Raw genomic sequence first — 19,171 nt, forward strand, 5'->3', positions numbered from 1 at the left:
GTTATTTGAAAATCATCTCCGAGGAGCCGAGGCTGAAAGTAAGTAAGCCCGGACGGATGTCTACCGTTACAAAGAACACGTATGATAGTACGTTGCTAAGTGCTATTAGTGAAAAAGCTAATAGAATTAGGGTGGTATCGCGGGTAAACCCGTCCCTACTTTATAGGGACGGGTTTTTTGTGTGCTTTAAAATATTCAAAGGAGTGATTGTATATGGAAAAAGTAGATGTAAAAGAATCAGCTGTAGGAAGAGAAATGCGAATTCGCAAACAGTGGAACGAACAAAATATTTTCGAACAATCAATTCAGAATCGAGAAGGCGCACAGTCTTTCGTATTTTATGAAGGACCACCAACGGCGAACGGACTACCGCATGTAGGTCATGCACTTGGACGAACAATTAAAGACTTAGTAGCAAGATATAAAACGATGGCTGGTTATAAAGTGTTAAGAAAAGCAGGATGGGATACACATGGTTTACCTGTAGAATTAGGCGTTGAGAAGCAACTTGGTATTTCTGGTAAACATGAGATCGAAGAATATGGCATTGAATCATTTATTCAAAAGTGTAAAGAGAGTGTTTTCACATATGAGAAGCAGTGGCGCGAATTCACTGAAAGTATTGGTTATTGGGTAGATATGGATGATCCGTATGTAACTTTAAAGAATCCATATATCGAAAGTGTATGGCATATTTTGGGGACAATCCATGAAAAAGGATTGTTATATAAAGGACATAGAGTTTCACCATACTGCCCAAGCTGCCAAACCTCATTGAGCTCACATGAGGTTGCACAAGGGTATAAAACAGTAAAAGATTTAAGTGCAACTGTGAAGTTTAAAGTGAAAGATAGTGAAAATGAGTATTTCTTAGGTTGGACAACGACACCTTGGACACTTCCAGCAAACGTTGCGCTTGCTGTCCATCCAAATATGGAATACGTTAAAGCAAAACAAGAAAGTCATGTATACATTGTTGCAAAAGAACGTGTACAAGAAGTATTAAAAGAGAATTATGAAGTATTATCTGTTCATAAAGGCGAAGAATTATTAAACACATCTTATACAGCACCATTTCCGATGAAAGAAGTTACAAATGGTTACCGCGTTATTGCAGCAGATTTTGTAACGGGAGATAGTGGTACAGGACTTGTTCATATTGCTCCAGCATATGGAGAGGACGATTATAGAGTTGTTCAAAGTGAAGGATTGTCATTCTTGCACGTTGTAGATGAAAAAGGTGAGTATACAGAGGCAGTACCATTTTTGAAAGGGAAATTTGTAAAAGATTGTGACGTGGATATCGTTCGTTATTTAGCGAAGGAAGGTTTACTGTATCATAAAGAAAAATATGAACATAGCTATCCGCATTGCTGGCGTTGTGATTCACCACTACTTTATTATGCAGGAGAAAGTTGGTTAATCCGAACAACTGCAATTAAAGATACATTTTTACAAAATAATGATTCTGTTACTTGGTATCCGGATCATATGAAACATGGACGTTTTGGTAAGTTTTTAGAAAATATGGTAGATTGGAATATTAGCCGAAATAGATATTGGGGAACGCCATTGAATGTATGGGAATGTGAAAGTTGTGATCATCAGTTCGCACCGAAAAGCATTGCCGAATTAAGAAAGAATAGTACGAAAGAAACACCAGAAGATTTGGAATTGCATAAGCCTTATGTAGATGAAGTGCAAGTCTGCTGCGGGAAATGCGGAGGCACAATGAATCGTACACCAGAAGTGATTGATGTTTGGTTTGATAGTGGTTCTATGCCATTTGCACAATATCATTACCCATTTGAAAATAAAGAGTTATTTGAAGAGCAGTTTCCAGCGGATGTTATTGCAGAAGGAATTGATCAAACACGCGGCTGGTTTTATAGTTTATTAGCAGTATCAGCACTATATACAGGAAAAGTACCGTATAAACGAGTGTTATCACTAGGGCATGTTTTAGATGAAGAAGGGCAGAAAATGTCTAAAAGCAAAGGAAATGCACTAGATCCAGTTGATTTAGTAGATAAATTTGGTGCAGATGCGCTAAGATGGGCTTTACTTGTTGATAGTGCCCCGTGGAATGCGAAGCGTTTTTCTGAAAGAACAGTACTGGAAGCGAAATCTAAATTTGTAGATACATTAGTCAATGTGTATAGCTTCTACGTTTTATATGCAAATTTAGATGAGTATAATCCGAAAGAAACGTATGATGTAAAGCTTACGAAATTAGACGAATGGGTATTATCAAGATTGCATAGTACAACGAAAAAAGTGAGAACTGCACTTGATGATTATCAATTTACGAATGCAGCTCGTGAAATTGCAGCACTTGTAGATGAAGTGAGTAACTGGTATGTAAGACGCTCACGTAATCGTTTCTGGGAATCTGGTATGAACGCTGAGAAAGCAGCTGCGTATGAGACACTTCATGAAGTGCTTGTAACAATTAGTAAATTAATTGCACCATTTACACCGTTTGTCGCGGAAGACATTCATCTAAATTTAGAAGGAAGCAGCGTTCATTTAGCCGATTATCCAGTTGTAAATGAATCACTACTTCAACCAAAATTAGAAGCGGAAATGGATGCTGTTTTACAAGTTGTTGAACTTGGAAGAAGTAACCGTAATCAGCATTCTTTAAAAGTAAAACAGCCGCTAGCAGAACTTGTATTACTTGAGCATAACGAGAATGATATGGATTGGGAATCTTATCGTGATATCGTTATGGATGAGTTAAATGTAAAAGCGTTCCATGTTGAACTCGATGAAACAAAATACACATCATATCAATTGAAGCTTAATTTTAAAACAGCGGGGCCAAAATTCGGTAAAAATGTGAATGCAGTGAATGGTTGGCTAAAACAATTATCACAAGAAGAAGTACAAAACTTTGTATCAACAGGAAGAGCAGTTTACGAAGCAACACCAGAAGGAGAAGTAGTTGTAACTGCTGAAGATGTGCTAGTTGAGAAAGTTGCAAAATCAGGATTCTCTAATACGACTAACGGACAATATACAGTTATGTTAGATACGAATGTAACGGAAGAATTGTTACAAGAAGGAGTAGCGCGTGAATTCATTCGTGCGGTTCAAGAATACCGTAAACAGTTGAATTTACCAGTTAATTTACGAGTCGATATTATTCTTGATACAGAAGAAGAACTACAGCGAACGTTAACGAACCATAAAGATTTATTGGAAGAAAACTTACTCGTTAAACAATTTACATTTGGTCACTTAACGAACGAAGATGATGAACTTTCTTTAGGTGAAACAAAACTTAGAATTAAATTAAGTGCAGCTAATTAAAGAAAAAAGGAAGTTGGAATGATTCCAACTTCCTTTTTTGTATGATTAGAATTTATTTGACTATACATTCGATAGGACCACTAGAAATTGTCTTTTTTCATAGCGTACCGAACACAATACTGTAGAAATATATTTCTACAGTATTGTGTTCAATTTATACATAAATATTGAGAAAATTTCACTTACCCTAAATGGAAAGGTAATAGAAGTGTTCATAGAGAATTACTCGTAGATTCAATTTTTATCCATCCATTTTGCGGGGAATGATTGCCTAGTGGTAATGGGATAAGGTTGAGCTACTTTATTAGGGGGAGTGGTTCTATGTTTAATAAAAAAATGGTGGCAATGGCAATGACTGTACCGTTAGTAATGGGGACGATTTCTACGGTTTCGGCATTGGAAAAACAACAGCAAGTAAAGTTAGAAGCTTATTCGCCACAGAAAAAAGCAACTGAATATTTAAAAGAAAATGCTACGCAGTATGGATTGAAAACAGACCTTTCAGACTTGCAATATATTTCTACAACAGAAACGTCAGTAGCTTCATATGTTAGGTTCCAACAAGTTGTTAATGGTGCACCTGTATTTTCAAAACAAATAACAGTTACGCTTAACGGAGAGGGAAAGGGAGTACTCGCTGTTTCTGATTATCAGCCTGTTACAGGTGTGAAGGAAGTAACGACAAAAATTAGTGAAAAAGATGCAATACAAAAATCAATGGCGTATGTTGGAGAAGCAAGTGAGCAAAATTTATGGGCTCCTACAGATAAAGAGTTCGGATATATTGTTGAAGAAGGAATTGCTCGTCCAGTATATAAAGTTGTAGTCCATTCTAATAATCCATTTGGTGCATGGGAAACATTTATTGATGCAGAAAATGGAAAGTTAATTAAAAAGGTTGATATAAACCGAAAAGCTGAAGGGTCAGGAAAAGTATTTTTACCTAACCCAGTTGTATCTAGCGGTAGTAAAGTAGGCTTAAAAGATAATAACGATGCAGATTCAACAGCTCTAACGAACCAACTGAAAACTGTTACGTTAAAAGGTTTAGATGGAACAGGATTTTTAATTGGAGAGTATGTAACGATTTCTTCAAAGGCGAGAACAAAATCTACAAACTTACAATTCAACTATACACGTGCAAATGATAGCTTTGAAGATGTGATGTCATATTATCATATTGATACATTGCAACGTTACATTCAAAGTCTAGGATTTAAAAATATTAATAATCGTTCGATTAAAGTGAATGTGAATGGAACAACAGCTGATAACTCATTCTATTCACCGACAACGAAAGCTTTAACATTTGGTACTGGCGGTGTTGATGATGCAGAAGATGCTGGAATTATCGCACATGAATACGGACATTCAATCCAAGATAACCAAGTTCCTGGCTTTGGTAGTTCAGCAGAAGGCGGAGCGATGGGAGAAGGATTTGGTGATTTCTTAGGTGCTACGTATGAAGATGCTGTATCGACAACAGGATACGGAAAAGCATGTGTTGGAGAGTGGGATGCGGTAGCTTATTCTAGTTCAGATCCAACATGCTTACGCCGATTAGATACGAATAAAGTATATCCGAAAGATATAACGAATGAAGTGCATGATGATGGTGAAATTTGGGCTCAAGGCCAATACGAAATGGCACAAGCTTTTGGCCGTGATGTAGCAACAAAAATCATTTTACAATCACACTGGTCATTAACACCAAACTCTAAATTCAGTGATGGAGCGAAAGCGATTAAGCAAGCGGATGCTCTTTTATATGGCGGACAACATGCTGCTGATATCGATCGCATTTGGGCAGCGAGAGGCATTAGTACGAATTAATATAAAAAGTCGTGGCATTATAAGCCACGACTTTTTAATTTGCTTAAGAACTGGTACTAGTAAATAAAGCTATATCAATGATAGTGTGAATATATCCGTATCCCATTTACTTTTTGGCTTCTTTAAAAACAAAATGCTCTTTTAAATTTTCTAGATTCAACTTTTTGACCATTTCGCATCGATCGGAATGGGTGTTCTTGCCATGTAATAATAACATCAACTTCATCTGCTTTTGTAGCAACGGGTAAATTAGCGTGTTCAAATCCAGTTTTTCCACTTGCCAAACGACTTTCCTTTAGGGAAAAGAGTTCATATTTCGTTTTCTTATTTGGTTCGTTGCGGAATACTTCGACGTTTACATTATATACTTCACTATTCCCGACATTCTTTACTGAAAAATGATATGTTTGAAATTCATCTTTTTTAGCTTGAAGCATATTCTTGTTTGTTTTTTTCGGTTTATCAATATTCACTTGCCATCGATCAGAGTTTTGAGAGATTGGTAAAGATTTTGGTGAATAGGCATACGTTTCGTTTACTACAATTAAGCAAAACAAAAGGAGAAAGAAACTAATTGCTTTTTGCATAAACACACCTCGCTTTAAAATTTTTATTAATATGCGTAAATGAATTAGTTTTTATGTAAAAATTGGAAAATATTAAAGGTGTAATTTTGGATGTAATATATAAGAATATGTATTACAAAATTAACTTTTCACACTTTAGAAGAAGTTAGGAGTTATAAAACCAGAATGTTTCAAAAAAAGCTTGCGTTTTATAAGGTAAGGAGTTAGAATACTCTGTAAATATAAAAAGTGATGATCAGGAAAAGTACATGGTGCAAAGGTCTACAGAGAGCAGCCGGTTGCTGGGAAGGTTGCGATACCGCATGATGGAAAGACACCTGTGAGTGTTGCTTTGAACGTGATTATTAGTAAAAGCAAACGGTACCTACCGTTATCAGGGCTAAGATGGTCAATATGACAATTTGGGTGGTACCGCGGAAAAAATCCGTCCCTATTTATAGGGGCGGATTTTTGTATTCTTTGAGGGGGTGAGTGACCGTGGATGATGACGATGACAACAATAACGTAAATAAATATAAAATTACTGGAGGGAAAAATAATGGATTCAATAATGAAGCGTTCACTCACAAAAGAATGTACAAAGAAAAGCGGAAAGGTTGTATTACTTCAAGGATGGGTAAAAAAGATTCGACATCTTGGAAATGTTAGTTTTTTATTATTACGGGACAGAACAGGAGTAATTCAATGTGTATTAGAAAATGAATTGGCCGGATATAAAGTTGATGTAGAAAGTGTCGTCCATGTAATCGGTGAAACAGTCGAGACGTCGAAAACAGAATTGGGTGTTGAAGTACTTGCTCATGAAGTGAAAGTAATAAACGGTGCAGAGCCACTTCCATTTGAAATAAATAAAAAGAAGTTACAAGTTGGCTTAGATCAACTACTTAATGAGCGAGTAATATCATTAAGGCATGAGCGAACCGCAGCGATTTTTAAAGTGAAATCTACACTCGTTCAGAGCTTTAGTGAATTTCTTATAGAGAACGATTTCACACGGATCTTTACGCCGAAAATTGTTTCGCAAGGGGCAGAAGGAGGAGCAAATGTTTTTAAGCTTCCATACTTCCAAAAAGAAGCTTATTTAGCACAATCACCACAGTTTTATAAGCAAATGATGGTGGCAGGTGGGTTAGAACGAGTTTTTGAAATTGCACCTGTATATAGAGCGGAACATCATAATTCTTCCCGTCATTTGAATGAATATATATCGTTAGACGTAGAACTTGGTTTTATTCATGATTTTTATGAAGTGATGCAACTAGAAACGGATGTTTTACGATATATGTTTCAACAAGTAGCGAAAAAATGTGAAATAGAACTACAACTATTACAAATAGAAGTACCTGTTATTACTGAAATACCTAAAATTACATTGTTAGAAGCACAAGAAATTTTGAAAAGTAAGTATCGTAAAGAATCTCCTGTAGGGGATTTAGATACAGAAGGTGAAAAGTTACTAGGGAAATATGTAAAGGAAACATATAATAGTGAATTTGTTTTCATTACACATTATCCGAAAGAAGCGAGACCGATGTATACGATGCAAAATAAAGAGAATCCAGCTATTACTGATTCGTTCGACTTATTATATAAAGGGCTAGAAATAACGTCAGGGGCACAGCGAATTCATAATTATGAATTGTTACTCGCTTCGTTTAAAGAAAAAGGATTACATCCAGAGAAATTTCAATCTTATTTAAATACATTCCGATATGGTTGTCCACCACATGGAGGTTTCGGAATTGGGTTAGAAAGGATTGTATATAAACTATTAGAATTAACAAATGTACGAGAGGCTAGTGCTTTTCCAAGAGACTGTACAAGACTTATCCCTTAATAATGAGGAGGAATGTATCCGTTGTGCTATTTTATAGTACAACGGTTTTTTAGTTCCTAAAATTCAGCACTTTCTCACCAGATTTTAATGTAAGCTTAATTGTGCTCTCTTTTTTCACCTTTAATATCAGCCGTAGATACGAAAGATATATAAGGTGAAGGGAGAAATAATACATGCGTATTTTAGTTGTACCATCAGGATTTAAAGAAAGTTTAGGGGCGAAGGAAGCTGCTGATGTAATGAAAGAAGGGATTTTAAAAGTTATGCCACTTGCTACTGTAGAGACTTTACCAATGGTTGATGGTGGGGAAGGTTTTACAGAGACAATTATAAATATTACTGGTGGAAAAATGTATAAAGTACAAGTAATGGGACCTGTTGGAGATGAGATACAATCTTATTTTGGTGTTTTTGAAACGAGAAATGGTGAGCGTACAGCTGTTATTGAAATGGCTGCAGCGGCTGGGCTACGCCTTGTACCGAGAGATTTACGTGATCCAAGAAAAACGACTACTCATGGTGTTGGACAGTTAATAGAATTAGCTTTAAATAAAGGGGTAGATCGTATATTAATAGGGTGTGGTGATTCAGGTACATCTGATGGAGGAGCTGGTATGGCTCAAGCATTAGGTGTAAAGTTTTTAAATAGAGATGGAAAGGAATTGCAAATTCAAGGAGGAACATCTTTATTACAAGTTTCGAAAATAGATACATTACAAGTAGATCCTAGATTAAGGCATGTTCAAATCGATGTTGCTTGTAATTGGTTTAATCAATTATGCGGTGAGCATGGAGTAGCTAGAGTGTTTGGTCCGCAAAAGGGTGCTAACGAAGAACAAGTAATAGAACTAGAAAAAGCATTGGAGCGCTATGCTTCTATTATAAAAAAAGATATAGGTATAGATGTACATCATACACCAGGAAGTGGTGCATCTGGCGGTCTTGGTGCTGGACTACAAGCTTTAATTGGGGCAACACTTCATCCGAGATACGATATTATTATGAAGTATATGGATTTAAATAAACTATTGTTAAAGTGTGATCTTGTATTTACCGCGGAAGGAAGTATAGATTTTCAAACACCACGTGGAAAAATTCCAGCTGAGGTGGCTAAATGTGCAAAAAAATATGGGTTACCAGTAATAGCGTTAGTAGGGACAGTCGGTAAAGGAGCACGTATTAATTATGATTATGGAATTGATGCATATACAAGTATACTACCAATGCCATCTTCTTTGGAAAATGCATTTTCAAATGCAGAGAAATGGCTTCGTGATTGTACAGAGAGTACGATGCGTACAGTGTTAGTCGGTTATCAAATCGCTTCTCGGCTGAATAAAAGTGGGTACGTATCATGATTGAAAAAAATGTAGTGGAATTACATGTGAATAGTACTGATAATCCGAAAACTAAGCCATCTTGGGTTATTCCCGTAGCGCTTATATTAATGGCAGAAATAGTTCTTTTGCTTCCATCATCATTAACGATGGAAGCGAAATGGAGTTTGTTTGGATTTTGCTGTGCAATTATATTATGGACAACAACAACGATAAATTCGGCCTATATTGCACTCGGTTCTGTATTATTTCTAATTATTTCAGGAACAGCAAAGCAAGATCTTTTATTTGATTCGCTAGCTTCGGATGTGATTTGGCTTATGATCGGTTCGTTTATTTTAGGAAGAGCACTTCAAATTACCGGTCTAGCTGAAAAAATGACGTACTTTGTTGTAAATCGCGCTCGTAATATATCAGGCTTATGCTGGATTTTAACGATGATTATTCAAATACTTGCCTTTTTTATTCCATCTACATCGGGACGCGCAGCGGTTGTATTACCTGTTTTTCAAGCTATATCTAAAGAAATTGGAAGTAGAAGAATTACGAAAGCATTAGCAATTTTAATGCCTACTGTTATTTTAGTTTCAACAAGTTCCACAATTATTGGTGCAGGCTCACATTTAATCGCGCTAGATATGTTAAAGGAATTTAATAATAAAAACATTACGTTCGTAAAGTGGTTAATATGGGGATTACCATTTGGAGTCATAATGAGCTTTATATGTTGTCGCGTAATATTATTTTTATTTTTAGATAAAGAAGAAGTAAAGACGAAACTACAGCCGAAAAAAGTGCAGGTTAAATTATCAAGAAATGAAAAATATACAATAACTATTTTAATAGCGATGGTAACTTTTTGGTTAACAGAGTCGTTACACGGTTTGGAAATTGCTACTGTAACTATAATCGGAGTTTTTTTATTAACTTTACCAAAAGTCGGTGTGATGAAGTGGAAAGAAAGTTTGAAAGGTGTCTCCTGGAACTTAATTTTATTTGTTGGAGCAGCAATTGCATTAGGAAAATCATTAATGGAAAGTGGTGCAGCGCAATGGATTATGCAGAAGTTATTTTCTGTAACAAAATTTATTGATGATCAATCAATTTTCATTGTGCTACTAGTAATTGTTATTCTTTCCGTAACATCACATTTATATATTACATCTCACACTACGAGAGCAGTAATTTTTATTCCGCCACTACTATACTTTGCAACTAGTCTACAATTAAATGAAGTAGCTGTCTTATTTATAGGTATTGTTGGAATGAATTATTGTTTAACCTTTCCGGTCAGTTCTAAGGCACTACTATTATTTCAAGAAAGTGATAGAGAAACTTTTCAACCACAAGATTTATTAAAATTAAGTAGTTATTTAAGCATTATTTATATATTTGTAATGGTTATATTTTACTATGCATATTGGCAATGGGTTGGATTGTCTCTTTAAAAATCAGGAATATATTTCATTCCTGATTTTTTTCATTAAGGATAAAATATATTGGGTATTTTTTCTTTTGAAGGAAAGTATTACTTGTTATACTAAAATGGTGCAAATATATATTATAGGAGGCTTTTATGGGAGAAAGGATTTTAATCGTTGAGGATGAAGAAAAAATTGCTCGTGTCGTGCAGTTAGAATTAGAATTTGAAGGATATGAAAGTGAAATTGCAAAAACAGGTACAGAGGCAATGGAAAAGTTCAGCAATGGTAACTGGGATTTAATATTACTTGATGTAATGCTTCCAAATATAAGTGGGTTAGAAGTTCTTCGAAGAATACGTTTGAAAAATGCTGTAATACCTATTATTTTATTAACTGCTCGTGACTCAGTTGTTGACAAGGTTAGTGGTTTAGATCAAGGAGCAAGTGACTATATCACAAAGCCTTTTCAAATAGAAGAATTATTAGCGAGAATTCGTGCTTGTTTAAGAATTTCAAATGTAGTAAAAGAAGAGGAAAATAGTAGTTATCAAATTGCAGATTTATATTTAGATGAGAAAACGAGAGAAGTGAAAAGAGGGGATAATCTAGTCGACTTGACACCACGTGAATTTGATTTATTACTCTTTTTAATGAAGCATGAAAATCAAGTGTTAAACCGTGAGCAAATTGTAACGAATGTTTGGGGATTTGATTATTATGGCGATACAAATGTTGTTGATGTATATATTAGATATTTGCGTAAAAAAGTAGAGTGTAATGTGGACGTACCACTTATTCACACTGTTAGAGGTGTTGGGTATGTCTTAAAGGGGTAATGTATGAAAATTAAAAATAAAATATATTTATTCTCTACAGTATGGTTACTACTTATTTTATTAATTATTAATAGTTCAATATATTTTTTGTTTTATAAAGTGACTACGAACGGAGAGTTAGAACGATTGAAACGTGAGGCAATACATATCATTGATGGAATGAACGCAGATTCAGCAAAAGAAGTAGATGCAATAAGTCTATTGCAACCATACTTACCTTCAAACGGTATGATTAGAATTATTAATGAAAATTCAAAGGTAATGATTAGGCAAGAAGTAGATAGTACAAAACCAATTCCGGCATTAAATACGAAATTTGAAAGAAAAGAATCCGCTGGAATTTATGAGAAGAACGAGGGTGAATTTGTTTATATAAAAATGCCAATCATTTGGAATGATGGGAAAATCGTTTCGTTAGAAATGACAGAACGTTTAGATAGTTTGCAAGAGAATTTAAATATGTTAAAAAATGTATTAGTTATTGCATCACTTTTCGTTTTAATTCCATCTTTTTTTGCGGGAAGAATGTTAAGTAAACTCATTTTAAAACCTGTAAATTCTTTAATACAAACAATGGAGCATATACAAGATAGAGGGATATTCAAAAAAATACCGCTTGAGAATAAATCAAAAGATGAATTGCACATAATGGGAACGACATTTAATAAAATGATTGATTTATTACATCAGAACTTTGAAAAGCAACAACAGTTCGTTTCAGATGCTTCGCATGAATTAAGAACACCGTTAACAGTTATTGAAAGTTATGCGAAATTATTAAAAAGATGGGGAATGAAAAAACAAGATGTTTTAGAAGAATCTGTAGAGGCGATATACTCTGAAGCAGTAAGAATGAAAGGCATGACAAATCAAATGTTACTGCTTGCCAACAGTAGTGCAGAGTGGAAGTTGGAAACGAAAGAATCAGATTTAGTTCGATTATGTAAGATGACTGCGGAACAACTAGAAAAAACATATAATCGAGATTTTCGTGTTATTACAGAGGAAGAAAAGATTATTGTAAATATTGACGAACAAAAAATAAAACAAGTATTAGTAGTTTTATTAGATAATGCAATGAAATACAGTAAAGATTCAATCGATATGATAGTAGGAATACAAAAAGAAAAAGTCTTTTTTTCTATTCAAGATTACGGTATGGGAATTCCTAAGGAAGATATACAGAAAGTGTTTGATCGTTTCTTTCGAGTTGATAAAGCGAGGAGCAGGGAAACAGGGGGTACTGGTTTAGGTTTATCGATTGCCAAACAAATTATTGATGCTCATGAAGGAGATATACAACTTGAAAGTGAAGAAGGAAAATGGACGAAAGTTACAGTAAATTTACCTCATTTTTTATAAAGGGATAGGAGCTTTATAAATGAAAAAGAAATGGAAAATTGCATTGTTCGTTTGCTTTGCGGTTGTAAGTGTAGCGTTTGTATCACAACGTATTGTTTCAAAGCAAGGAGAAAGAATATTATCTGAGAAGCAAATTCAAAGTATTGTATCTGAACAGTATCCTGGGAAAATTAAAAGTATGAAATTAGTAAATAAAGGGGAACAAGATTTTTATAGGGTAAACCTTTCAAATGAACAAGGTTTATATGAAATAATAGTAGATGCCAAAAATGGAGAGGTAAAACGTGCAAAAGAAATAGCATTAAAAAGTAATACAATAACGAAAGAGAAAGCAGAAGAAATGGCGCTACAGGAAGTACAAGGTGTAATTAAACATACTATATTAGAAAAGAGAAATGAGATAGAAGTGTTCGTAATTACGGTAGAAACAAATGATAAGAAAAGTAAGGTAGTTGAGATTGAAAAAACAACTGGTAAAATTCAATTGTCAGAAAAACCGATGACAAAAATTACAGAAGAGCAGGCAAAAGAAATTGCAGTGCAGCAAGTGCCAGGGAATGTAAAGGGAATTAGGCTTGAGCAAAAAAATGAAAAAAATATATATGTAATAGAAATAGAGAAAAGTGCAAGTGAAAATGTAATCGTAGAAATTGAAGAAACTACAGGCGCTTTAATTGGTAGTTCACAAATACCAAAAGTTATAACAGAAGAACAGGCGAAAGAAGTTGCGTTACAAAAAATACAAGGTGGATTTATTGAGAAGGTAAGTATAATTGATATAAATGGTACGGCTACTTACCAAATTATTATAAAAAAACAAACTGAAACTGTTGATGTAAGAGTACATACAATAACAGGAGAAATTTTATCAACTACAGCAGTAAATAACGCTATTCAGCAAAAGGAGCCATCTCAACAACAAGATGACGATGATCAAGAAGAAGGCAATGATAATCAAGATGATGATGACGAAGGATAATCACAAAAATAAACGGATTCTCATCAAATTTTAATGTTTCTCACAGTTTTTTTTCATTTTAACATTTTAGTATGTAAGTAAGAAAGAAATGAAGAGGGGGAACATGGAATGAAATTATGGATTGGAATCGTGATGGTGCTTTTCATTGCTGGAGGGACAGCATATGGTGTAAATGCAATGGAACATGAAGAAATACGATATAAAGAGAGAGAAGAAAAAAGTTACGAAAGTAAAGAGTTTAGTCCAGAAATAGCTAAGCAAATTGCAGTTGAAAAGGTAAATGGAGTTGTAGAGGAAATTGATGTAGAACGTATGGATGATAAGGGTGTATATGAAATAGAGGTAGAAACAAACGAAGATGAGGAAGAAATATATATTAAGAAGAAAAACGGGAATATTATAGCGGAAAAGGAATTTGAATTTATTAAAAATGAAGATGAAGATGATGACCAAGGTGAAGACGATATGGAGTATGATGATCTAGATGATTAATAACATCGCCCTATTGTACAAAATTACAACAGAACATTCTTTTCGAAAAAAATTAACATATTCCTTGACAGTTACAAATATAACCGATATACTTCATATTAATTTCAAAAGAAAATATATTCTAAATATTACAATGTGTTGAATAGGAGTAGTAAGGTCATGTATTTGTACAGAGAGCTATGGGTTGGTGTGACATAGTCAAATGACATCCTGAACTCGCCTAGGAGCAGTAAGGTGGAACGGAATTACATTCTTAGTAAATCTTAACGGTTAACCTTCGATATTAGGTTTGTAATCAAACGATTACTACTAAGGTGGATTCATAATGGAATCAATAAGGGTGGTACCGCGTTAAGTAAATGGCTTAGCGTCTCTTTATATAGAGATGCTAGGCCATTTTTTTATTATATGGAAGAAGAAATGGAGGGTTTATTTGAATAGGTTTATAAAATTTGTTTATTTATATAAAAAGATTTAATTAGGAGGAAAATGAGATGAAACAGACGGAGCAATGGACTTCGAAATTAGGTTTTATAATGGCGGCAGCCGGATCAGCAATTGGACTTGGTGCGATATGGAAGTTCCCTTATATCGCTGGGAAGAGTGGGGGAGGAGCGTTCTTTTTAATATTTATATTATTTACTGTTTTAATTGGACTACCGCTACTTATAGCTGAATTTATGATTGGACGCAGTACGCAGAAACAAGCAGTTGGAGCATTTAAAAGCATCGCACCAAATACAGGATGGCATTGGATTGGACGCCTTGGTGTTGGAACGTGTTTTATACTACTTTCATTTTATAGTGTTGTAGGTGGATGGGTATTAATTTATTTATTCAGAGGAATAACTGGACAACTGATTACGCCAGGACAAAATTACGGCACATTATTTACTGAAACAATTGGGAATCCTGCTTGGGCTATTATGGGACATTTCGCTTTTATGTTCATTACGATATGGGTTGTATCAAAGGGTGTACAAAACGGAATTGAAAAAGCAAGTAAATATATGTTGCCAGCATTGTTCGTTTTATTTGTCGCTCTTATTATTCGTTCGTTAACACTTGATGATGCAATGAAAGGTGTGAAGTTTTTCTTACAACCAGATTTCTCAAAGATTACTTCGGAAAGTATTTTGTTCGCAATGGGGCAATCATTCTTTGCAATTAGTATCGGGATTTCAATTATGGTTACGTATAGTTCCTATTTAAATAAAAAAGAAAGTTTACCAAAATCAGCAATAACAATTGTTGGATTAAATTTATTTGTTTCATTATTTGCAGGTCTTGCTATTTTTCCAGCCGTATTTTCATTAGGAATGGAGCCAACAGAAGGACCTGGATTACTATTTATCGTATTACCATCTGTATTTAGTCAAATCCCATTCGGTGGATTTTTCTTAACAGTATTTCTTGCACTATTTACATTTGCGACATTAACATCAGCATTTTCTCTACTAGAAACTGTTGTTTCAGCATTAGCAAATGGTGAACAAGAAAAGAGAACGAAATTATCATGGCTGATCGGTTTCGGCATTTTCTTAGTAGGTATACCATCAGCGTTATCATTTGGAGTATGGAGTGATATTACGATTTTCGGAAAGAATATTTTTGATGCAGTAGACTTCTTATCTAGTAATATATTAATGCCACTTGGAGCACTATTTATTAGTATTTTCGTTTCATTCAAAATGGAGAAGAAGGTACTAGAAGCAGAGTTTTTTGTAGGTGGAAATTATGGAAAGAAAGTATTTACTTGTTGGGCATTTTTACTTCGATTTGTAGCACCACTTGCAATAATTATCGTCTTCTTAAATGTGATAGGAATTATTTAATATTAAATGTTATAATATTCAGTAAAAAAAAGGGGTGGTGATCATAAAGGAAAATTTGATAGAAGCAGGGAAATACATGAATATTAGAGGGAAAAAGCTATACGTTGAAACACATGGAAATCCTAAAAATAAGCCAGTCTTATACTTGCATGGTGGACCAGGAGAAAGTTGTTATGATTTTTCATTTCATCAAGCGGAACGTTTAAAAGATTCTCTATATGTAATTATGATAGATCAAAGAGGTGTTTGTCGCTCAGAAGAAATTACTGAAGACGAAGCTTTTGGATTAAATGATTTGATTGAAGACTGTGAGGAATTAAAAAAAGTATTACAAATTGAGAAGTGGTCTATAATTGGACACTCTTTCGGTGGATATGTAGCATTGCTTTATGCGTCGATATATCCAAGTTCAATAGAGAAAATAATATTTGAAGGACCAACTTTTAATTTTGCATTAACAAGTAGGGCTTTGTTACAAAAAACAGGGCATTTATTAAAAAAGTATGGAAAAGAAGAAATAGCAAAAGAATGCTTTGCTTATTCATCTAGCGATGCTAGTTCAGAAGAGTTGTTAGAAGCTTATATAAGATTAAGCGCTGAATTAGAAGAAAAAAGAATGGAGATTTACAATAATAAGGAAGATAGGACAGATGAGAGTTTATACAGTGATGAAGAGTGGGAAATATTTTCAAATCGCTCCAAAATTCACTTTGATAGATTAAAATTAGAGGGAGCATGTCATACATCATTATTATCAAAAATAAAAGATGTACAAAATCTAATGTTATTAATAGTAGGAAAACATGATGTAGTAACGTGTGAAGAACAAATTAAAACATTTAATAAAGATGCCCGAAACGGCAAGTATATCGTATTTGAAGAGAGCGGTCATTCACCTCATTATGAGGAAGCAGATAGATTTGCAGAAACAGTCATACATTTTTTGAAATGAAGAAAAGGGTGCTTCTATAAATGAGAGGCACCCTTTCTAAATTTCTGGATATGTGATTGTGATGCTAGGCCACTTACTTTGCCAATTCTTTTTTATAACTCTGTTTTTGTACATATGTAATCGTTCTTTCGATTTAAGAAAATGAGCTGTTGGTTTCACTTGTAAGGAAAGGACATCTTCAATACCACATGGGGCTGTTAAGATAACGTTGTTTAGTTCATCAAGTGTAACTCCTAAAGCCGTTGCTGTTTCAGGGAATTTAGATATAGCATTAACAGAAGAAGAATATGGTGGCATATTATTCACTACATGCATACGAGCTTGATTTTTTACAGACCAAGGGATAGTAGCATCAATATTCATTAATTTCGTTTCTAATGATTGTTCGTATATCTCATCTTGATGTAGACTATCATAATAAATTACATCAACATCAGGCATAGCCGTTTTAGCTTCATAGTCATGTAAAGTATCCCAAATTTTAGAACGAACAAATCCGGCACAAATCCACCAATCAGGTAGCTCTAGTGATTTTGCCATTTGTAATACATTCATCATCCATTCGTCGTTTTCTATTAAGCGAATGATATCTTGTTCTGTTTGTATAGTCATTTGTTATCTCACCTGCTTTTTTTTAGAGAGTAAATTTAATTCATAAGCTTTATAATCCATGTAATCCAGTAAGCACCTGGTATGAATAACAGTTGAGCAAGTAATGTACCAAAAAGTCTAGAAATCATTAGCCAAGCATACATTTTACTCGTTGCTTCAGCACCTTCTTCTGATTGAAGAGCTCGCTCTGTTAAAAGAGCAATACGTGGATCTAGTAGCACTGTTAATAAAATAGTAGCAAAACCATTAATAAGACCAGAAGCTGTAGTGGCTTTTGTTGCGAAAGCTGGAATTAAAAAAGAAGCATATAGTGCGGAAAGAACTCCCGCTGTATAAATTGCAGTAGCGAACATGTTAATAAGCATTATACGCTTTGGAATACCGCCGATACGCAGTCTATGAATCATTTCTAACTTTGGAAAGCGGACATATTTTTTTGTGTACTTTAATTTTTGAATGTTATTCGTTTTCATCATTCGAATGAAAGAACCGTCTGTTTCAAAGTTTTGAATGACATATCCAAATAGTTTTGTCAAAGTTGGATACAGTATAATCGCAAGCAATGTACCGATAGAAGCAGATAATAGTACAAGACGTATAATATGCTCTAAATCAATAGAAGGATCTAGTTTTGCTTCGTCCACAATCCCGCCAAGTAAAAAGGCTTGTAGTAAGTTTGACGTTCTTGAAATGAGTAATACGATTCCTACGACGGATAATGCGACAGCAATCTTCTTTAAACGAACCCCCGCTAATCGAATACTATAAGAGCTTGTTTCAACTGCGTGGATTACAATTGTGAAAGCCATTATAAAAATTAACGTAATTGACATTTGTTTCACCAGTTTCTATTAAAATAATTGTAACTTTTTTACTTTATCATATCTATCGTATTTTGTAACTGAAAGTATGTGACATATGGAAATTGATTTTTCGAAAAAATAGATAATGATAGTATAATAGGGAGAAGTGGAAGAGATGTTAGCAGTTATTTATACAGCAAATTAAGTGGAGGAATGAAACATGTATAAAACATTTCTATTTGATTTAGATGGAACTTTAACGGATCCGAAAGAAGGAATTGTAAATTCGGTTTTGTATGCGTTAAAAAAAGTAGGAATTGAAGAAGTACATATAAGTGAGTTAGATTCATTTATAGGTCCTCCTATTCAGCAATCATTCGTAGAGAGATATAATATGAGTGAAGGAGAGGTTGAACGTGCAGTTTTTTACTTCCGTGAGTATTTAAAGCAGCGTGGATTGTTTGAAAATAATGTATACGAGGGGATTCTGAAGCTCTTGCAACAATTAAAAAGTTCAGGGAATCGCATATTTGTAGCAACTTCAAAGCCCACTGTATTTGCGAAACAAGTTATAGAGCATTTTCAATTAACGAATTATTTCGAAGACATCATTGGAAGTAATTTAGATGGTACGAGAATAAAAAAAGAAGAAATAATTGCTCATATTTTACAAAAAAATGAAGAACTAAATAAAGAAGAAATGATAATGATTGGTGATAGAAAGCACGATATAATAGGTGCAAATCAGAATGGAATTGCTTCAATTGGTGTTTTATATGGCTATGGCTGTGAAAAAGAACTGACTGAAGTTAGTGCGACCTACATAGTGAAAGATGTTGAAGAACTGTATCATTTTTGTGTAGAGAAAAATTTAATACAGCAGTAAATATAGATTCTAGCAATCCCTTTATAACGTATGACGATGAATTCGTTTCTGTTTAAAGGGATTTTTCATATGTAATCGAAT

At 34.2% G+C, this 19,171-nt stretch carries 14 protein-coding genes, 1 pseudogene and 3 other annotated features (1 of these 18 only partly in view); of the genes and pseudogenes, 12 read left to right on the plus strand and 3 right to left on the minus strand.

Features of this window, described 5'->3' with window-relative positions:
• Positions 1-160, plus strand: a binding site (T-box leader) (it extends 81 nt beyond the left edge of the window).
• 53 nt (positions 161-213) lie between these two features.
• A complete protein-coding gene (gene ileS / locus AC3WVZ_RS09635) occupies positions 214-3,315 on the plus strand; it encodes an isoleucine--tRNA ligase (protein ID WP_233936315.1) in 3,102 nt (1,033 codons plus the stop codon).
• Positions 3,316-3,636: 321 nt separating this feature from the next.
• Positions 3,637-5,148, plus strand: coding sequence for a M36 family metallopeptidase (locus AC3WVZ_RS09640; RefSeq protein ID WP_233936316.1), 1,512 nt, complete (start codon positions 3,637-3,639; stop codon positions 5,146-5,148).
• A gap of 106 nt (positions 5,149-5,254) precedes the next feature.
• Here the strand turns inward: AC3WVZ_RS09640 and AC3WVZ_RS09645 are convergent.
• Positions 5,255-5,735, minus strand: a pseudogene (locus AC3WVZ_RS09645) (YozF family protein).
• A 222-nt stretch (positions 5,736-5,957) separates the two neighbouring features.
• Positions 5,958-6,170: a binding site (T-box leader), on the plus strand.
• Between the two features lie 103 nt (positions 6,171-6,273).
• Between AC3WVZ_RS09645 and aspS the strand changes: the two are divergent.
• From aspS to AC3WVZ_RS09690, 9 genes are all read left to right on the plus strand, one after another.
• Positions 6,274-7,572, plus strand: a complete 1,299-nt coding sequence (aspS, locus tag AC3WVZ_RS09650) for an aspartate--tRNA(Asn) ligase (protein WP_000377334.1) — start codon at positions 6,274-6,276, stop codon at positions 7,570-7,572.
• Between the two features lie 173 nt (positions 7,573-7,745).
• Positions 7,746-8,930: a glycerate kinase family protein gene (locus AC3WVZ_RS09655; protein ID WP_061457143.1), complete on the plus strand. Its 1,185-nt coding sequence runs from the start codon at positions 7,746-7,748 to the stop codon at positions 8,928-8,930.
• Positions 8,927-10,357 carry an SLC13 family permease gene (locus tag AC3WVZ_RS09660; protein ID WP_233936317.1) on the plus strand — a complete coding sequence of 477 codons (1,431 nt, stop codon included), beginning with the start codon at positions 8,927-8,929 and terminating at the stop codon, positions 10,355-10,357. The genes AC3WVZ_RS09655 and AC3WVZ_RS09660 overlap by 4 nt, the downstream gene beginning before the upstream one ends.
• A 128-nt stretch (positions 10,358-10,485) precedes the next feature.
• The gene (locus AC3WVZ_RS09665) at positions 10,486-11,169 is read left to right on the plus strand and encodes a response regulator transcription factor (protein WP_233936318.1); all 684 of its coding nucleotides are present in this window, start codon (positions 10,486-10,488) and stop codon (positions 11,167-11,169) included.
• 3 nt (positions 11,170-11,172) lie between these two features.
• Entirely contained in the window at positions 11,173-12,531 is a 1,359-nt protein-coding gene (locus AC3WVZ_RS09670) for a sensor histidine kinase (RefSeq protein ID WP_233936319.1), read from the plus strand.
• Between the two features lie 19 nt (positions 12,532-12,550).
• Positions 12,551-13,510, plus strand: coding sequence for a PepSY domain-containing protein (locus AC3WVZ_RS09675; protein ID WP_000731146.1), 960 nt, complete (start codon positions 12,551-12,553; stop codon positions 13,508-13,510).
• Positions 13,511-13,618: 108 nt separating this feature from the next.
• Complete coding sequence (locus tag AC3WVZ_RS09680; protein ID WP_000780494.1) at positions 13,619-14,002, plus strand: PepSY domain-containing protein; 384 nt, start codon at positions 13,619-13,621, stop codon at positions 14,000-14,002.
• 129 nt (positions 14,003-14,131) lie between these two features.
• Positions 14,132-14,380 (plus strand) — a binding site (T-box leader).
• Between the two features lie 116 nt (positions 14,381-14,496).
• Positions 14,497-15,837 (plus strand): sodium-dependent transporter, encoded by a 1,341-nt coding sequence (locus AC3WVZ_RS09685; RefSeq protein WP_000814537.1) that lies wholly within the window; start codon positions 14,497-14,499, stop codon positions 15,835-15,837.
• Positions 15,838-15,913: 76 nt separating this feature from the next.
• Complete coding sequence (locus tag AC3WVZ_RS09690) at positions 15,914-16,789, plus strand: alpha/beta fold hydrolase (RefSeq protein ID WP_001026102.1); 876 nt, start codon at positions 15,914-15,916, stop codon at positions 16,787-16,789.
• Between the two features lie 36 nt (positions 16,790-16,825).
• On the opposite strand, the gene AC3WVZ_RS09695 is transcribed toward AC3WVZ_RS09690, so the two are convergent.
• Entirely contained in the window at positions 16,826-17,401 is a 576-nt protein-coding gene (locus AC3WVZ_RS09695) for a nucleotidyltransferase family protein (RefSeq protein WP_000155287.1), read from the minus strand.
• 35 nt (positions 17,402-17,436) lie between these two features.
• Positions 17,437-18,234: a lipid II flippase Amj family protein gene (locus AC3WVZ_RS09700; RefSeq protein WP_233936321.1), complete on the minus strand. Its 798-nt coding sequence runs from the start codon at positions 18,232-18,234 to the stop codon at positions 17,437-17,439.
• A 190-nt stretch (positions 18,235-18,424) separates the two neighbouring features.
• On the opposite strand from AC3WVZ_RS09700, the gene AC3WVZ_RS09705 reads away from it, so the two are divergent.
• Entirely contained in the window at positions 18,425-19,090 is a 666-nt protein-coding gene (locus AC3WVZ_RS09705) for an HAD family hydrolase (protein ID WP_000278485.1), read from the plus strand.
• The last annotated feature ends 81 nt before the right edge of the window (positions 19,091-19,171 follow it).

It is taken from the genome of Bacillus sp. CPT56D-587-MTF (assembly GCF_058792335.1).

Bases quoted from the DNA above. Each gene is read 5' to 3' on its own strand.
- AC3WVZ_RS09660 (WP_233936317.1), top strand. From the start codon at position 8,927: ATGATTGAAAAAAATGTAGTGGAATTACATGTGAATAGTACTGATAAT.
- AC3WVZ_RS09685 (WP_000814537.1), top strand. From the start codon at position 14,497: ATGAAACAGACGGAGCAATGGACTTCGAAATTAGGTTTTATAATGGCG.
- AC3WVZ_RS09690 (WP_001026102.1), top strand. From the start codon at position 15,914: ATGAATATTAGAGGGAAAAAGCTATACGTTGAAACACATGGAAATCCT.
- AC3WVZ_RS09655 (WP_061457143.1), top strand. From the start codon at position 7,746: ATGCGTATTTTAGTTGTACCATCAGGATTTAAAGAAAGTTTAGGGGCG.
- AC3WVZ_RS09640 (WP_233936316.1), top strand. From the start codon at position 3,637: ATGTTTAATAAAAAAATGGTGGCAATGGCAATGACTGTACCGTTAGTA.
- aspS (WP_000377334.1), top strand. From the start codon at position 6,274: ATGGATTCAATAATGAAGCGTTCACTCACAAAAGAATGTACAAAGAAA.
- AC3WVZ_RS09665 (WP_233936318.1), top strand. From the start codon at position 10,486: ATGGGAGAAAGGATTTTAATCGTTGAGGATGAAGAAAAAATTGCTCGT.
- AC3WVZ_RS09695 (WP_000155287.1), bottom strand. From the start codon at position 17,401: ATGACTATACAAACAGAACAAGATATCATTCGCTTAATAGAAAACGAC.
- AC3WVZ_RS09705 (WP_000278485.1), top strand. From the start codon at position 18,425: ATGTATAAAACATTTCTATTTGATTTAGATGGAACTTTAACGGATCCG.
- ileS (WP_233936315.1), top strand. From the start codon at position 214: ATGGAAAAAGTAGATGTAAAAGAATCAGCTGTAGGAAGAGAAATGCGA.
- AC3WVZ_RS09700 (WP_233936321.1), bottom strand. From the start codon at position 18,234: ATGTCAATTACGTTAATTTTTATAATGGCTTTCACAATTGTAATCCAC.
- AC3WVZ_RS09670 (WP_233936319.1), top strand. From the start codon at position 11,173: ATGAAAATTAAAAATAAAATATATTTATTCTCTACAGTATGGTTACTA.
- AC3WVZ_RS09680 (WP_000780494.1), top strand. From the start codon at position 13,619: ATGAAATTATGGATTGGAATCGTGATGGTGCTTTTCATTGCTGGAGGG.
- AC3WVZ_RS09675 (WP_000731146.1), top strand. From the start codon at position 12,551: ATGAAAAAGAAATGGAAAATTGCATTGTTCGTTTGCTTTGCGGTTGTA.